Raw genomic sequence first — 16340 nt, 5'->3', positions numbered from 1 at the left:
TCTTATAAGCTCAAACTAAAACAACTATTCTTAATAATCTCTTAAAAACTCCCTCCTCCCTTCTCATTTTTTGCCTATTAGACAATATTATTAAAGTTAAAACTAATTTCAGAAGTCTTAATCTTTAATTATTCTGAAAATAGTTTTATGAACAAATGCTCTGACTTACATAAGTCTCTTTTCTCATCCAACTGATGGTAAGGCCAATCTGAATAAATAAAAAATTTTCTCAATCTTTAGAATTAAATCTTATGAATTATTATATGCAATGAACAGTAAGTAATAAATGACATATATCAAGTACCTGATATATGTCATTTAAAAATCATAATTATCAACAAGGCCAGACAGAAGAACATACTTTATAGTTCTCATTACTATCTGATGGTCTGACCTTTTATGTTAAATCCATTATACTAAATTGTCTGAATAATGTCAAGAGTTTCAAAAAAGTATATTTTTTCACAAAGAAATCATATTTTTTGATTTTTTTCGCTAATTAGCCTTTAGCATATCCTTGACTTTTTCGTTTAAACTTATTCTTTAATCGATGAAAATTAATCTTCTTTCTAGACTTTAACATCTTTCGAGATAACTTGTTCACTTCTTTCTCACAAGTTTCACAAGTATTACGAAACTGTTTACCATCTATTTCTTCTCCACAAATAATACAATACATTACAATTCACTCCTTTCTTCTTCTATTTCGCATAAAAAACTTATAAATGTTACCTAATAGAATAAATAATTAGCCAACTGATGGTCTGACCATTATGTTAATCTTATTATACTGAATTGTCAGAAAAATGTCAAGGTTTGCAGAAAAAAAGCACATATAAATTAAAATTCATATGTGCAAAGCTGCTCCTATTGCTCCGTTAAATTGTGGTTTACCAGGAATAATCACTTGAACTCCTAACTCATTTTCTATGATTTTACTAATAGCTTGATTATATGCTACTCCACCAGTAAAGACTAACTGCTTACTCTTTAGCTTTAATAATAATGGTTTAACTCTCTTAAAGATACTATAATTAATCCCTGCAGCTAATTCAGGAACCGAATAACCTTCTAATATCTTACCAATCAATTCTGATTCACCAAAGATTGCGCACGTAGCATTTATATCTACTGGCTCCTTATAATACTTGCTTAATTCTGAAAGATCTATATTTAAAACCTCTGCCATATTCTCTAAGTATCTACCAGAACTAGCAGCACACTTATCATTAGTTTGAAAATCAGCCATCTGACCATTTTTAATCCTTATAACTTTACTATCCTGACCACCTAAATCTAATAAAGTAAAGGTTTCATAGTCGGTCTGATAGAGTCCCCCTAGCATATGAGCTTTCAGTTCAGGGATCTGTTCAGCACCTTTAATCTTAATTGTATTTCTTCCATATCCCGTTGAAATTACTGAATCTAAATCATTGATCCCAAATTTATCAAAATCTATTACCAACTCTCCAGACTCTTTCTTCCCATATTTTCGATAAAATTCTATTGTATCATACTTTCTTAAATCTATTATTTCATTTTTATCTAATACTGCTAGTTTAACATTGCGACTACCTAAGTCAATTCCGCATTTCATCTTACCACCTCATATAAATCTTATTTTAGCATATCTATAAAACTATCTAACCTCATCTGACTACGGGCATCTAAATCTCCAGGCTTGTCTCCTTCTAGAGTAAGTAGCGGTATATCTAGCTCTTCTCTAAATATCAAATCTTCAATCTGCCTAAAACAGAAACTTTGTGTATAATGAATAATACCATCTAAATCTCTTCTCTCTATTTCTCGTTTAATATCTTCTAATCTAACAAAGACATTATAAGGATAAGTATACTTAATATATTGTTCTATTAAACTATCTGTTTCATACGGCATACTAAATTGACGCTGGATTTCATTAAATACTATCCTAGCATCTTTTTTCTCAACGTAATCATAAAGATCATTAATGATAGGAGGCACACCGATATAACCTAATCTTACTCTTTCATTAAATGGCTCCCTCATTTTTACTGTCTCTAAAAACTCTTCTACTTCTATATTATACTTATTAAAATCCCTTTTAAAATCACTACAATTAACTAAGAAAAGATGATTTTCCCAACCACTCACTTTATCTTCAGTCCAAGTTAAACGATCTATCTGATGAACATTTTCCCTGACCTTATCTAATTGCTTCTTAATTTCTAAAACTTCTTTTCGACTCACCTTAAAGTAGTCCATTAATTTCTCTATCTGTAACTGAAGTAACTCAGCATCTTGATTATAAGAATAACCAAATGGTATCGTCTCAACCCCTTGAACCTCTAAGGTCTCCATCAAAGCATGAGTATTAGTGCAATCACCTTGTGTCACAGCAATCACTTTATTAATATCATCACTTTCTAAGATTGTAGAGTAGAGGCCTTTGATCCACCCACATATATTCCGAGGATAGCCTGCATACTCTGCTTCTTCTACTAATTTCTGACTTTCATCACTAGTAATAAAGATATTATTTAAATCTACCGGTATATCACCAGCAGCATAAATAATTTCAACCGGTATAGTAGTCGTTAAACCAATCTTTTCCGCCATACTCAATCACTTCACCTTTCTAATCACTTTACTTAATCCCCTGTGTTAAATTTGGTTTATCAAAAATAGGTAATTCTTTAAACTGTAATTCATCTAATCCTAAAAACTCTCTTCCTACTTTAACAAAATCATAAGAAATATTATCTAGATCACTTACATAAAAGGTTCTACTTCCTATTTTGGGTTGTTTATTTAAATCATCAAGTGCTGATAGAATTTCTCTAGCTTGAATTGCAATCTCCCGTCCCGGATAAATCAGATTAACATCTGGACCTATCACTTTTTGAATTACTTGGCTTAGATATGGAAAATGAGTACAACCTAATAATAGAGTATCAACTCCTACTTCTCTTAAAGAAGCTAAATAACCCTCAACTACCTCTTCAACTTCTAAACCTGTAACCTTTCCCCTTTCTACTAAGGTTACGAACTCTGGACAAGCTTTAGCAAAAATCTCTACTTCCTTAGATAGTAACTTAATCTCTTTATGATATGCTTTACTACTAATTGTACCTTTGGTTGCTATTACTCCTATCTTTTGATTCTTAGTCTTCTTAATTGCCGCCTTCGCTCCTGGCTTTACAGGACCAATGATTGGAACTTCAAATTCATCTTGAGCTATCTTTAAAGCAGCTGCTGTTGCTGTATTACAAGCAATAATTATTAACTTAACATTCAATATTTCTATTAAATAATCTATAATTTCAAAAGCAAAACCTCGAACTTCTTTCTGAGGACGAGGACCATACGGAAGATGTAAAGTATCACCAAAATGAATAACATCTTCATCGGGAAATTCATTCATAACTTCCTTAGTAACTGTCAAACCACCAACCCCAGAATCGAATAGTGCGATTGGATTACTTGATTTCATTCTTTCACCTTCCCAGACTCTTTTTAGTTTTAACAATTAATTTTATCTCATAATCAGACGATTTTAAAGTACTATCTGGAATAAATATTATGATTTCTCTTAATATTATTATCCTCCTATTAAATATTAATATTATTATTTTAACTAAATTATCAATATGACTCTACATACCTAAATAAAAGTGAGACAATGATTGTCTCACTTTTAATCGTTAATCCATAATTAATTTATAATTAGGAGGAATAGGATCTTCTAGACCTACATGTCCTACTAAAGTTTCAATTTTTTCGCCTTCTAGCAAAAATAGTACAGAATTAACTTCTGGAAATTGAGTCATAGTATTCACTATAGAATAGATCGTCATCGTTTCACCTGTACTACCACCCCAGTGGTTTTTTCTAAATTTCGAATTAAAGTTCAGTTTTAGAACTTTATTCTCTAGCTTTAGATCAATCAACTTAGTCCCTTGAGGAATAGTCATGGTTAATTCTTCTTCAGTAGGTCCTTTAATTAATTCTTCAATAGTCTGTCTATATATGTTATCAACTTTAATTTCTCTTATTTCTGCTTTCAAATTCTGGGCTTGATTATAACTAAAGTATAGTTTTACCTTCCTAGTTTGTACTGGAGATGACGTTAAAAACAATAGTGGAATCAAGACCATAGTTATTACAATTAATCCAATAAATACATAATTCAATGTTTCACTTCGTTTAGCCATTATCTCTCCTCCTTAGCTACCCTATTAAAGAAAGCAACTATTCCTTTATATAGACCTAGAGCAGCTCTCTGCCTAAAGTCAGGATCTGCCAACAACTTCTCTTCCTTACGGTTAGTAATAAAGGCAATCTCACTTAAGATCGAAGGCATAGTTGTCTCTTCTAAAACATAAAGTTCATTAAACCTAACTCCTCGGTCTATTAAATCAATCTCTTTCTGCAAAGAACTTTGAACAAGTTTAGCTAATACCAAAGTATCTCCATAACTACCTGGATAAACATAAATTTCAGTTCCAGAAGCATCTTTACCTTTATGAGCATTAGAGTGAATACTGACAAAAATATCACTATCTAGTCGATTAGCCATATCAGCTCTTGACCATAGAGTAATATATCGGTCATCCTTTCTAGTCATCTTTACTGTTGCTCCAGCCTGCCGTAATAAAGCAGCTAACTTTTTAGCAATATCTAAATTAACATCTTTCTCCATTAAACCAGTCGGTCCAATTGCTCCAGGGTCTGCTCCTCCATGACCAGCATCAACTACAATTGTTCGATTTGATAAGACCGATTCTTCACTTTGAGTCTTTAACTTAATACTAATCTGGTCAGTTAAAGATTTGGAAGTAACCTTATAATCAATAGCATAAGGTAATTCAAATACTACTCTAGTAACTGCTGGTTCCCAAGAAAATTGACTCACTCTTACATCAGTAATTATTCCCTTAGGTTCAACGATTGATTCCTTTCTTAACTTGTTAATCGTCTGAGGAAGATCAATTACTAACCGGTTAGGATAACTAAATTTTCTAATCCTATACTTAGATTTATTCTTTAAATTAACATTTAATTCTATTTTATTGCCATTAGTAACTATATTAACATCTTCTAATCTATTCGTTTTCGAACTCTCATCTTTTGAATGATTAATATCCCTTCTTTGTTGAGGTTGCTGAGATTTATCTGAGTTTAGTGTATCAATTAATTCTTTATTATCTTTATCATCAGGTAATTCTAATTTAACAACTGTATTATAGTGTTCACTTTCACTATCTTTAATAGTATTAAGTTCATAATTAACTAACTCTTTTAAATCAATTACTACCCGCGCAACTTCTTTATTAAACTGCGAAACTCTAACTTCCTCTATAAACTTCTCATCATATTCAACACTCTTATGGACTTTTCTAAAGATAGTCTCAGGAAAATCTAAAACTAAACGTGCTCCTTTCTTTAATGGAATAGATTTAGGAGACACCATTTCTTTAGTAACTATATTAACGCTCGCTTCTTTAGGGTTATAATTAACATCTAATAACTCTTTCAACCTATTAGGCTTTATAATTAAGCGCTTAGCATTCTTAGGGTCATTATAAATATTAAGCTTAAATAACTTATCTGTTGTTAGAATAAGTTTTGCTACAGTATTGTTATTCTCTTCAACTTGAACTAATTCTACTTCATCTACCCACTTATTGTTGATTGCAAAGTGATCTTTAACTATATCTAATAATACATTTGGAAACTCAACAATTATTTTATTATCCTTTGGTAATGACTTAACATTATATGTACCTAACTCTTTCGTAGCTAAAATAGAAAAGCTTTCTTCTTTTTTATTATAACTAAAATCAATAATTCGCGGACTAAGTTTCAACTTTAACTGATAACCACTCTTAACCTTATTTATATCAACTTGATAACTCAGAGGTTGATATAAATCGAGAACAACCCTAACAACATCTGTCTTAAACTGTTTACTTCTTATCTGAAATATCAGACCGTTATTCACAGCTATATCTCTAAGCTTATTACTTAATTTAGAATCCAAAATATCAATTGCTAACCGCTCTGGAGATTGGAGAGAAGCAATATCATAACGCGGCCTTTTATTAGTATGAATTATAATTTCTTCCCCTGAAGTTGTCTTTTTATACTTTACATCATTCACTTGTACAGAAGGCTTAGAAAGGTTAATCTCTGTTGTATTCCAAGTAAGTTTATATCCTAAAATTTGTGCTATAAAGTCAAGTGGAATATATACTTTCCCATCTGTCATCCTAACCGGTGTACTTAACTCCTTTACTTGGTCACCAATCTGAACTTTTGATTCATCCACACGCAGTTTTACTATTTTATTATCTAATTTTATATTAATACTCTTAATTAACTCTATCCATTCAATATCCAAATTAAAACTATCTTCTAATACTTTAAGAGGAATTAATAAAGCACCATTTTCTTCTTTTATATTTAAATGTTTATTAATAACTTGATTATTTATTAATAATTTCTTTTGATTATTAGCTGCTACAGGGAAAACATGACATAATAGAATAGTTAGAATCAATAATAATATCAACCTATTTTTAGGTATCATCTGCCTGCCTCCTAAATTATTAATTTCACTAAAAAAATAAGGCTATAATTTATTTATTCTATCTTTATTACTAAATTTCCTGTTTTTAATTGTAAATTACGACATTTATAAAAGAAAAATAAGATTGTGCAAATCAGCACAATCTTATTGATTATTGAAATCAAATTTTTAGAAATAAAGACAAGCAATGGACAAAATACTACATTTTGAAATTTTCTGAATTTTTATTAATAACTAAATTTTACTATATTCTTGTTTTTTCTTTCGTAGTTGACGAAAATTAATTCTTTTGCGTGATTTGACCATCTGTTGAGATAATTTACTTACTTCTCGCTCACAGTTGTCACAAGTATTCCGAAATTGGTCATCAGATATTTCTTTTCCGCAGATAATGCAAAACATTATAAATCACCCCTTTACCGATTTTTTTGAATGTTTAATAACAGTAATAGCTAAAGATATATTAAATTTTAGCTTTGAATTTGCTTCATCAATACTTATATTAGTAATAATATATGCAATGACATTGTTAATCTTGCATAATTTCTAATTGTGAAAGTGATTGTTTTCACAATACTGTAGTAATAATTATTCTACACTTATCTTAAAATTCCTTCTTTTATTTCAAAAAAAATAAAAAAAATTATAACCCTCTGTATTCAAACTATCCAAAGGGTTATAATCTCTCTTAATTCGGTAGCCATTTTAATGGATTAACCGGATCTCCATTAATTAAAATTCTAAAATCTAAATGTGGACCAGTACTTAAACCTGTATTCCCAGAATAGGATATTGTTTGTCCTTGCTTAACATATTGCCCAACCCTAACTTTCAAACGAGAATTATGTGCATACAAGGTCTTTGTTCGCCCATCATGCTTAATAATTACTGTCTTACCAAATCCACTGACCCAAGAGCTAGTTACTACTCTTCCGGATGCTGCAGCCTTTACTGGAGTTCCATGCCCAACAGCTAAATCAATTCCTCCATGAAAATCCTTTTCATGTGTAATAGGATGAGTTCTATAACCATAATTAGAACTTATTCTTGCTCTAACTGGCCAAATAAATTTCATTCTTTCCTGCTCAGAAAAGACTTTTTTTGTTTTAGGTTTATTTAATTTACGAGGAATCTCTATCTCTTGTCCAACTCTAATTAAAGAATTTTGCAAGTTATTAACCTTCCTTATCTTCGTAACTTTACTGTCATACTCTTTCGCTAACTTATACAAAGAATCACCTGATTTAACTCTATACTCTACAGTAATATAAAGATCTTTTTGTTCTCCACCACCTAGAGCTGTATCTGGAATTATTAATTTTTGTCCTACAATAATCCTAGAATTTGAAAGGTTATTCGCCTCTTTAATCTCTTTAATAGATATGTTATATTCTTTAGATAATTCATATAGCGAATCACCTGGTTGAACTTCATACTCTAAATTTTTATTTGAACGTTTTAAATAGTAGAGGGTTTGAGTTCCAACAATTCCATCAGGACTTAAATCATATTTTTGTTGAAATTTCTTAATTATATTTTTTGTTTTAGCACCAAAAACCCCGTCCACTTTTATATTATATCCTAGATTAATTAATCTTTGCTGTAATAACTTAACATCATGACCTCTCATTCCTTCTTCTAAGTCTCTAACTCCTAAACCAGCAGCCCACCCAATCGCACAGAAGTTAAAAATTACCAGTGTAACCCCTAATAAAAGACACCAATATTTAAATTTCGAATTCACCTTTTACTCCTCCAAACTACTTTGGTTTAATATTATAATTTATAATATTACCTACATGAATATATTTCGCGATATGTTTGATAATTCCTTCATAAAATCATTATCAATTCTTTTATTTTAAAAATAATTAGCAATATTTCCTAACATCATTTTTTTATTTAATTACAAACTAATCTTAAGGAGGTGACATTTAAAATGAATAACGATAATGGTAGAGATAAGAATTATATCCCCAGTGATAAAGAAATTGCTGAAGAAACTAATTATGATATTATTCCAAAAAACTTAGAAAATAATGTTGAGCTAGGCCGTGTCAAATTTCCAACTGTAGACGGTACAGCAGAAATGAGTGGCTTTGAAGCTGATGTAGCTCAACAAATCGGACGTTTTAGTGATCGAGTACAACTTGGTTCGCCGGCTAGTGAAGCAGGCACTATGGGTGATGATGCGGCTAAAGATATAATGAAAGCTGCAGATAAAAAACTAGAAGAAAAATTAAATAATAATCAAAAATGATAATGAAACTAGGACACCTAATTAAAAAAATTAGGTGTCCTCATCTATAAAAATTAAATAATTAAATTATTATTCTTTGCTGGCTTACTTTCATACTCTTCTTTCATATTCTCATAACCTTCTCGCCCTAAAATACCATATGTATAATTCTTACCTAGCTCTACACCTGGTTGATTAAAAGCATTAATATTATATAATTCTCCTGCAAATGCAGTCTGTAACTCAAACATATATAATAATTGCCCCATAGTAAATTCATTTACCTCTGGTAAATTAATGGTGCAATTTAGACGGCCATTCTTAGTCAAAGCTAATTCCGTAGCTGACTGCTCAGTCTTAATCAATTGATTAAGTGTATGCCCCCCTAAATAAGAGACTCCTTTAATATTACGATACTCTTCAGGAATCTTTATTTCAGCTTGATAGTTGTCAACAGTTAGAAATGTAATTACTTTATCATAAGGCCCTTCCATATATAACTGTACTTGAGAGTGTTGATCAGTAGCTCCTAAAGCCTTAATCGGTGTCGGACCTACATTTACTACCTTGCCACTTCTATCCTCCTCTTTGCCTAAAGACTCTGCCCAAAGTTGCCGATACCAGTCTGCTATATCTTTTAAAGCATGAACATAAGGCATCATTACAGACATCGATTTTCCATCTTTATCCGCCAAATATTGTAAGGTAGCATTTAGATAAGCAGGGTTCTGCCAAAGATCCTCATTATCACAAATCTGGTCCATATACTCTGCTCCTGCTAGTAATTCTTCAATATCTATTCCACAAAATGCTGCTGGCACTAATCCAACTGGAGTTAGAACAGAGAACCTTCCACCTACATTATCCGGAATATAGAAGGTGTCCATCCCTTCCTTTTTAGCTATTTTTATTAAGTTACCAGTATCTTGACTAGTTGTAGCAATAAAATGTTTCGCTACCTTATCTTCACCTAATTCTTCCGCTACTAAATTACGAGCTATTAAGAATTGACTCATTGTTTCAGCTGTTCCACCGGACTTAGAAATTACATTAAATAATGTTCTCTCTAAATCTAATGTCTCTAATAGTCCTTCCAATCTCGCAGGGTCGACATTGTCTGGCACAAATAATCTCAAACCATCTCCACGTGCATCATCATTTAGATTATAATAAGGATGATTTAGTGCTGTCTGTAAAGCAATAGCCCCCAAAGCAGAACCACCTATGCCTAACACTACAAAGTTATCAAAATCGTCCTTCTTAGTTGCTACTAACTCTTTGATATCCTTCGCTACTTCTTTTTGAGTTTCTGGTAGCTCCATAAAACCTAATTCACCAGCTTTTCTGGCTCTTTTAATTGCCTTATGAGCCTTAAGTAAATCATCTTGAAGCTTATCGATATCTTCTTTTTTGATACCATGCTCTGCCCCCACTTGTTCAGTAAACATATTATTTACATCTAATTTTATTTTCATCTTCTTTTTCCATTCTTCTTTTTTATATCTGATTTCAGCCATAATACTCCTCCTTTTTTATATGATTATTATTATGTAATAAAATAAAAATTATGCGCTGCCACAATCTTCTTAATTGTTTAAATAGTTATAGGCATCCCTTCTATTCTATTTTATTTTTTTATCTAACTAAAAAATTCTATTAAAGATTAATAAGACCTGCAAAGATTACAGTATTACTATAAAAAATCGCTTTATAGGAACATATTAAATTTCTAGTACATATACTATAAATAAGGCCCTTATTTATAAGAGGTGATAATCATGAATAATAATCATCGAAAGAATAAGAGATCTTCTAAAAAGAAAATATGGTTTCAAGATGTTAACCCTAAAGATAATAAGTCAAAACATAATTCTAAAAGAAACACTAAAGATAAAAAATCCCCCAAAAAAGAAACTGATAATACAGATAATATGTCCAATAAAAGAGAAGAAACTTCTAACGAAAAAGAACTTTCCTTTTTTCGTGAGCAATTAATTAATCACATAGATGAGTTTGTTAAGATTGTAACCACTGGCTGCTGCCCAGAAGCTTTTGAGGGAATCTTATGTAAAATCGAAGCTGATTTCATAATACTAATAGATAATCTATTAATAATTGAAATTCCTATTGAAAAAATTACCGCTATTATTCGTTATGCAGGTGGAGCACCGACTAATGAAGCCGACCATACTATAAAAAATACTGATAATACTCCCATTACAAATAAAAAAGCCAGAAGCATACCTGCTCCTGACTCTTTTGATATTTAAACTGTTGGTGTTGGTGGAGCTCCTCCAGCCAACTTCCTAACTGCTGCTATCGCATCAAAAGGAATTTCAATTCGCTCATCACCATCAATCAAAGTAATAAAATCTAATCCTACTTGACACAGAATTCCTTCTTGTAAGCAGCAACCTTGGCCAGCAGTAATTATCACTTCTACAAAATCACCTAATTGATCCTCTAATAAATCAATAAAAGGCATAACCACTCCCCCCCTTTTTCTCTCTTATTTTAAAATATATTAAATTTCTTCCACTGTTTCTGGAGCGCCACCTGCTAATTTACGTACTGCTGCTATACTATCTATAGGAATCTCAATTCTTGTATCACCATTGATTAATACAATAAAATCATCAAACACTGAACAAAGAATCCCTTCTTGCAAGCAACAACCTTGCCCAGCAGTAATTATTACTTCTACGAAATCCCCTACCTGCTCTAGTAATCTTTCTTCAAAAGGCATTATCTAATCCCTCCTTTTTAAAAACTTGATTTACTACATATTATGATGAAAGGACTTTAAGTGTTACAATAATATTCCACTTTTTCTTTAGCCTCTGAACTATACGTCGCATCTAATTCTATCAAGTACTTCCAGTATATCTTAGCATTATTTAATTCGTTCTTACTTTCTGCTAATAATGAATTAGTCCATAAATTATTGATCATTCTATTAAACTTAGTCTGAATCAATTCTGTACTTAACTCTCCTATTAACATCTCTTCATCAACACTTTATGGTGAACTATCATATATTGTATTTAAAACTTTGTAAGCATAATAATTATCTTCATCCCAACCAATTGCTTCCTGACAGGCATTAACCGCTAAATCATACTCTTTTAATTTTTGATATCCTTCGGCTAATCTTCCATAACTCATTCCTTTAACAAAGTCAAGAGGAACTTCATCGAAATCAACAACATCTATAGCTTTCTCATAATAATTAACACTCTGCTGCCAAAACTCTTTGACTTTCTCTTTAGACTCCTGACCTTTATTCTCCATTAAATTATCAACCTGTTCAAAATATAGATCTCCTAAACCAATATAAGCTAAACTCTTTCTAACTTGATCATACTTTAATAAGGTTTGATATAAGAACTCTGCTATCTCATAACATCCCAATACTTTATAATTATAAGCTAATTCATCCAACCTATTTACTAGCCCTCCTCCTGCTAATAACTCTAAATAATATTTTGCTTCTAAACAGAATAAATTCACAAAATCTACAGTCTTTTCATTGCTATACTTTCTTTCGATTTCATCTAAAATAACTTTAGATCTAGGATAATCTTGCTTCTTACTAATTAGTCGTATTAACTTATAAGTCAGTGTTGATTGCCTCAATCTATCGTTTGATTCTTCAAACATAACATTTAGCTTTACTAAAATAACACTTACTAATTTAGCTACTATTTCAGAATCCAACTTTTGACCCTGATCAATCAACTCATAAAACTCTTTCTTCTTTTCTAGGATATCTTTTATTAATCCGTGTTCATCCATCATACTCACTCCTCAAACTTTATGTTCAAAATTATTATATTCACCAAACAATAAGTCCGTGCATAAAATATATTTCTTCTTTTCAAAGTTATTGCTATTACTTATTTTTAAAGATTCATTTCTAATTTTCGAAGATTAAATCCTGATGTGCAGAAAAGATTAGTCTTAGAAAACGATGACACCTCATATTCAATCGGTGCTGTATTAGAGATATGTCAAGAATTAGAAATCCCTATGGTTCTAGATGTTCATCACCATAACTGCTATAACCAAGGAGAAGATTTGGGAGACTATTTAGAAGATATCTTTGCAACTTGGAGTGACCGAACGCCTAAAATTCATTTTTCTAGTCCTCGTAGCAAAAAACACCCTAAACGTCATGCTGATTATATTAATCCTGATGCTTTTCAGAAGTTCTTGGATTTAGCTTCTAATTATGAGTTTGATGTTATGATTGAAGCTAAGATGAAAGATAAAGCACTCTTTAAATTAAGAGAGGAGTTAGGGATTTAAGACTTAAATCCCTAACTCCTTAATCACAAACTTGTGATAACATACTGCTTCCAATCCGACAATTCTTCATTGAACTTGTCATCTAGCCTAAAAAACAAAGCTGGTTGTTAGCTTATGAAAGCCTATTACTTTTAGTCTGAAGGCTTTTCATTTAGTTCCTCGAACTCTACATCTATTGACTCCGAAGTATCATCCCATTCATCATCTTGCTCTTCAGTTTCTTGCCAACCTTGTTGATCTTGCTGTTGATAATTACTCTGCTCTTGAGACGGTCCAAAAAAACTGAACTTTATATTACCTTTATTAATATGGTTTTCAAGTTTCTCTTTTGCTAACTTTCTTACTATCTTTCTAGTCCCTGGAATAACGAAGCTAAAACCAGCGATATCTGTTAATAAGCCTGGTGTTAATAGCATAGCACCACCAATTAGAATAAGCAAGCCATCAACTAAGCTATCCGCTGGTAACTGACCTTTAGATAATGAGCTTTGAATCTCACCGATTACTAAAAACCCTTGATTTCGTGCTAAAGAGACACCTATTACTCCTGTTAGAGCTACTAATGCTACTGTTGGCAAGAATCCTACAAAGCCGCCTAACTTTATCAATAAATACAACTCAGTCATAGGAACTAAAGTAAATAACAATAGTAATTTTCCAAACATTTTTCCACCTTCTTTAATTAAATAGTATATCTTATTATATAGTCTATGATGAAAAAATGCAATTTAGTTCTTAATAAGCGTACATATTCCCATAAGGTCTACTAGAAACCGGAATTAACTTCGAAAACTGCGCATTCATCACCTCTGATAAATCTAAATCAAACTCTTTGCAATAATCTGCTAAATACTCTTTTAATTCTTCTCTATCAGCTTCATCTATCGGTAGTACTTCGACCTCTAAACCAACCTTATATGCTTCAACTTCACCTCTAACATATATTACACCACCATGCATTCCTACTGCAACATGATTACCAATAATCGACTTCCCTTCTTCTCGTTCTAATCCTAATAAAATTAATCGTCCACCAGCCATATATTCACCAAAGAAATCCCCGGCTGTACCTCCAACTATAATAGTTGGTTGTTTATCCTTATAACCTTTCATATGAATGCCAACTCGATAACCTACTCTTCCTTTAACATATATCTCTCCACCACGCATACTATAACCTAGAGCATCTCCAGCATGACCACGGATAACTAATTTACCATCATTCATAGTATTAGCAATCCCATCTTGACCATTTCCATTTACAATTATCTCTACTCCATTAGTGAAAGCAGCCATGTCATTACCAGGCGTTCCATTTATAATTAATTTTACATTACTATCTAAACCATCACCTATATAGCGATGCCCATTAACATTATTAAGCACTATTTCATCATTGCCTTGCGCAACTAAATCTTTAATCTGTTTATTTAATTGACGATAATAGACTCCTTTTGCATCTATGGTAGCCATTCTACTCCCTCCTTTAACTACTCTGCTAACTTTTGAGTTCTCCATTCTTTATCAAAATCAATGTAACCAAAGTCATCAGCTAATAATTGATTCTTAATATCCTCTACACCCTTTTGTTCTTTAATTAATCCGGTTAAGATTCCAGCTCTATCTACATCATTTAAATAAATAAAACCTACTATCTTACCATCCTTTAAAACAATCTTCTTATAAACTTTATCTTCCTCCACTTTATCAATTAAAACTTCATACTCATCTGTAGCTGGGTTAATAATTCCTGCCGTAATCATCGATAGGTCAAAGAATCCGATAGCATTTCGTGCAAACCCTTCCCTATAACTCTCATTACTTCCGGCCATATTCTGCCCTGCCACTAAGCCTTGATTATAAGCATTAGGCCAGATTGGAATTACTCCTGCCATCTCATGTAACATATCATAACCTTCGGAAACATCTCCGGCAGCATAAATATCATCTATGTTAGTTTCTAACTTATCATTTACAACTAATCCTCGGTTCACCTCTACATTAGTACCCTTTACTATTGATACATTAGGCTTTACTCCTACTGCTACAACAGCTAAATCACAATCTAACTCTTGACCTGATTTTAATTTAACTCCTGTAACCTTTTCATCTCCAAGAAACTCTATAATTGTGTCTTCTAGAATAAAATTAATACCTGCTTCTTCTAAATGTTCCTGCACTAAATCAGCTGCTTCTTTATCTAAAATAGCACTTAATACTCTATCGGCTAGCTCAACAACGGTTACTTTTAAACCTTTCTTAATTAAAGCCTCTGCTGCCTTTAAACCAATTAACCCCGCCCCTAAGATAACAACTTCCTCGGCTTCACTCTCTTTTATATCACTAGCAATCGCCTTAGCATCATCTAACTTAATAAAGTTAGAAATATTCTCTTTATTAACTCCTTTCATTTCTGGTATAAAAGGAGCTCCTCCAGTTGCTACTAATAACTTATCATAAGTAACTTCTTCGTCGTCTTCTAAAAGAACTTTCTTATCATCTTCATTAACCTCTGTAACTTTAATACCTAGTTTAGCATCAACATTATTCTGATTATAAAATTCATCTGGTCTGTATTTCATCTCTTCTTGCGTTACTTTATCAGCTAAGTAATACGAGATTAACGGTCGCGAATAAGCAGAATATTCTTCATCAGATATAATAGTAATCTTACCTTCTCTATCAACTCTTCTAATTCCCTCGACAGCACCGATTCCCGCCGCGGAATTCCCGATTATTACATAATCCAAAATTAACACACCTCCTCTACTTCTCTATCCTCAAAAATCAAAGCAGCATTCGGACAGTTCTCAACACATGCTGGCTCACCTTCTTCAGCACAGAGATCACATTTAGAGATCACTTTATTCCCAAATTCATCTCTTTTGACTGCACCAAAAGGACAAGCCATAATACAAGTCCAACAACCTACGCATTTATCCTCATCATAGTCTACTATTCCCGTCTCTTCATCCTTCTGCATTGCTCCGGTAATACAAGCTTTAACACAAGGTGACCCTTCACAATGACGACATTGTAATGCAAACGAAACTGCACCTTTAGTTTCAACAATAATTCGCGAAGTAACTTCTTCTAATTTATACGCCTTAATTATATCTTTAGATTGCGAATGATTAGTCACACAATAAACTTCACAGAGCTTACAGCCAAGACAATACTCTTCTCGAGCATAAACTTTCTTCATCTCAATACTCCCTCCTC

At 32.0% G+C, this 16340-nt stretch carries 20 protein-coding genes; 3 read left to right on the top strand and 17 right to left on the bottom strand.

Translation table 11 applies throughout. The features are described from left to right. Window positions 1-499: 499 nt before the first annotated feature. The 8 genes from BM077_RS03225 to BM077_RS03195 all read right to left on the bottom strand — a co-directional run bounded on the left by BM077_RS03225 (window position 500) and on the right by BM077_RS03195 (window position 8315). Entirely contained in the window at window positions 500-679 is a 180-nt protein-coding gene (locus tag BM077_RS03225) for a hypothetical protein (RefSeq protein ID WP_089748065.1), read from the bottom strand. Window positions 680-847: 168 nt separating this feature from the next. Next, window positions 848-1597, bottom strand: a complete 750-nt coding sequence (locus tag BM077_RS03220; RefSeq protein WP_089748067.1) for an acyl-CoA dehydratase activase — start codon at window positions 1595-1597, stop codon at window positions 848-850. 20 nt (window positions 1598-1617) lie between these two features. Beyond that, window positions 1618-2598 carry a 2-hydroxyacyl-CoA dehydratase family protein gene (locus BM077_RS03215; protein ID WP_089748069.1) on the bottom strand — a complete coding sequence of 327 codons (981 nt, stop codon included), beginning with the start codon at window positions 2596-2598 and terminating at the stop codon, window positions 1618-1620. A gap of 28 nt (window positions 2599-2626) precedes the next feature. Continuing rightward, window positions 2627-3472, bottom strand: coding sequence for a glutamate racemase (murI, locus tag BM077_RS03210; protein WP_089748071.1), 846 nt, complete (start codon window positions 3470-3472; stop codon window positions 2627-2629). Between the two features lie 211 nt (window positions 3473-3683). Then, entirely contained in the window at window positions 3684-4193 is a 510-nt protein-coding gene (locus tag BM077_RS03205; protein WP_089748072.1) for a GerMN domain-containing protein, read from the bottom strand. Beyond that, window positions 4193-6571, bottom strand: coding sequence for an N-acetylmuramoyl-L-alanine amidase family protein (locus BM077_RS03200; RefSeq protein ID WP_089748074.1), 2379 nt, complete (start codon window positions 6569-6571; stop codon window positions 4193-4195). Before BM077_RS03200 ends, BM077_RS03205 begins: the two co-directional genes overlap by 1 nt. A 234-nt stretch (window positions 6572-6805) precedes the next feature. Continuing rightward, window positions 6806-6973: a hypothetical protein gene (locus BM077_RS13675; RefSeq protein ID WP_176941607.1), complete on the bottom strand. Its 168-nt coding sequence runs from the start codon at window positions 6971-6973 to the stop codon at window positions 6806-6808. 286 nt (window positions 6974-7259) lie between these two features. Next, the gene (locus BM077_RS03195; protein ID WP_089748076.1) at window positions 7260-8315 is read right to left on the bottom strand and encodes a peptidoglycan DD-metalloendopeptidase family protein; all 1056 of its coding nucleotides are present in this window, start codon (window positions 8313-8315) and stop codon (window positions 7260-7262) included. 195 nt (window positions 8316-8510) lie between these two features. Between BM077_RS03195 and BM077_RS03190 the strand changes: the two genes are divergently transcribed. Beyond that, the gene (locus BM077_RS03190; protein ID WP_089748079.1) at window positions 8511-8831 is read left to right on the top strand and encodes a hypothetical protein; all 321 of its coding nucleotides are present in this window, start codon (window positions 8511-8513) and stop codon (window positions 8829-8831) included. 53 nt (window positions 8832-8884) lie between these two features. On the opposite strand, the gene BM077_RS03185 is transcribed toward BM077_RS03190, so the two are convergent. Beyond that, window positions 8885-10327: a glucose-6-phosphate isomerase gene (locus tag BM077_RS03185; RefSeq protein WP_089748081.1), complete on the bottom strand. Its 1443-nt coding sequence runs from the start codon at window positions 10325-10327 to the stop codon at window positions 8885-8887. A gap of 261 nt (window positions 10328-10588) precedes the next feature. Between BM077_RS03185 and BM077_RS03180 the strand changes: the two genes are divergently transcribed. Beyond that, window positions 10589-11080, top strand: coding sequence for a hypothetical protein (locus tag BM077_RS03180; protein ID WP_089748083.1), 492 nt, complete (start codon window positions 10589-10591; stop codon window positions 11078-11080). Here BM077_RS03180 and BM077_RS03175 read toward each other — a convergent pair. From BM077_RS03175 to BM077_RS03160, 4 genes are read right to left on the bottom strand one after another with little or no spacing between them, the layout of a single operon-like run. Further along, on the bottom strand, window positions 11077-11295 hold the full coding sequence (locus BM077_RS03175) for a hypothetical protein (RefSeq protein ID WP_089748085.1): 219 nt from the start codon (window positions 11293-11295) through the stop codon (window positions 11077-11079). The genes BM077_RS03180 and BM077_RS03175 overlap by 4 nt on opposite strands. A 39-nt stretch (window positions 11296-11334) precedes the next feature. Then, window positions 11335-11556: a hypothetical protein gene (locus BM077_RS03170; RefSeq protein ID WP_090003421.1), complete on the bottom strand. Its 222-nt coding sequence runs from the start codon at window positions 11554-11556 to the stop codon at window positions 11335-11337. Between the two features lie 56 nt (window positions 11557-11612). Beyond that, window positions 11613-11813, bottom strand: a complete 201-nt coding sequence (locus BM077_RS03165) for a hypothetical protein (RefSeq protein ID WP_090095132.1) — start codon at window positions 11811-11813, stop codon at window positions 11613-11615. Between the two features lie 15 nt (window positions 11814-11828). Continuing rightward, window positions 11829-12605 carry a tetratricopeptide repeat protein gene (locus BM077_RS03160; RefSeq protein ID WP_090095130.1) on the bottom strand — a complete coding sequence of 259 codons (777 nt, stop codon included), beginning with the start codon at window positions 12603-12605 and terminating at the stop codon, window positions 11829-11831. 117 nt (window positions 12606-12722) lie between these two features. Between BM077_RS03160 and BM077_RS03155 the strand changes: the two genes are divergently transcribed. Continuing rightward, window positions 12723-13118: an apurinic/apyrimidinic endonuclease family protein gene (locus BM077_RS03155; protein WP_089748092.1), complete on the top strand. Its 396-nt coding sequence runs from the start codon at window positions 12723-12725 to the stop codon at window positions 13116-13118. Window positions 13119-13249: 131 nt separating this feature from the next. Here BM077_RS03155 and BM077_RS03150 read toward each other — a convergent pair whose 3' ends face one another. The 4 genes from BM077_RS03150 to BM077_RS03135 all read right to left on the bottom strand — a co-directional run bounded on the left by BM077_RS03150 (window position 13250) and on the right by BM077_RS03135 (window position 16323). After that, window positions 13250-13783, bottom strand: a complete 534-nt coding sequence (locus BM077_RS03150) for an FxsA family protein (RefSeq protein ID WP_089748093.1) — start codon at window positions 13781-13783, stop codon at window positions 13250-13252. Between the two features lie 70 nt (window positions 13784-13853). Then, complete coding sequence (locus tag BM077_RS03145) at window positions 13854-14591, bottom strand: GltB/FmdC/FwdC-like GXGXG domain-containing protein (protein ID WP_089748095.1); 738 nt, start codon at window positions 14589-14591, stop codon at window positions 13854-13856. A gap of 17 nt (window positions 14592-14608) precedes the next feature. After that, entirely contained in the window at window positions 14609-15868 is a 1260-nt protein-coding gene (locus BM077_RS03140) for an NAD(P)/FAD-dependent oxidoreductase (protein WP_089748097.1), read from the bottom strand. A gap of 2 nt (window positions 15869-15870) precedes the next feature. Further along, complete coding sequence (locus tag BM077_RS03135) at window positions 15871-16323, bottom strand: 4Fe-4S dicluster domain-containing protein (protein WP_089748099.1); 453 nt, start codon at window positions 16321-16323, stop codon at window positions 15871-15873. Window positions 16324-16340: the final 17 nt, after the last annotated feature.

The sequence above is a fragment of the Candidatus Frackibacter sp. WG13 genome, from assembly GCF_900114655.1.
Taxonomy (GTDB): domain Bacteria; phylum Bacillota; class Halanaerobiia; order Halobacteroidales; family Acetohalobiaceae; genus Frackibacter.
Note: the sequence above shows the minus strand (reverse complement) of the source record. Positions and strands in the feature narration are given on the sequence as shown.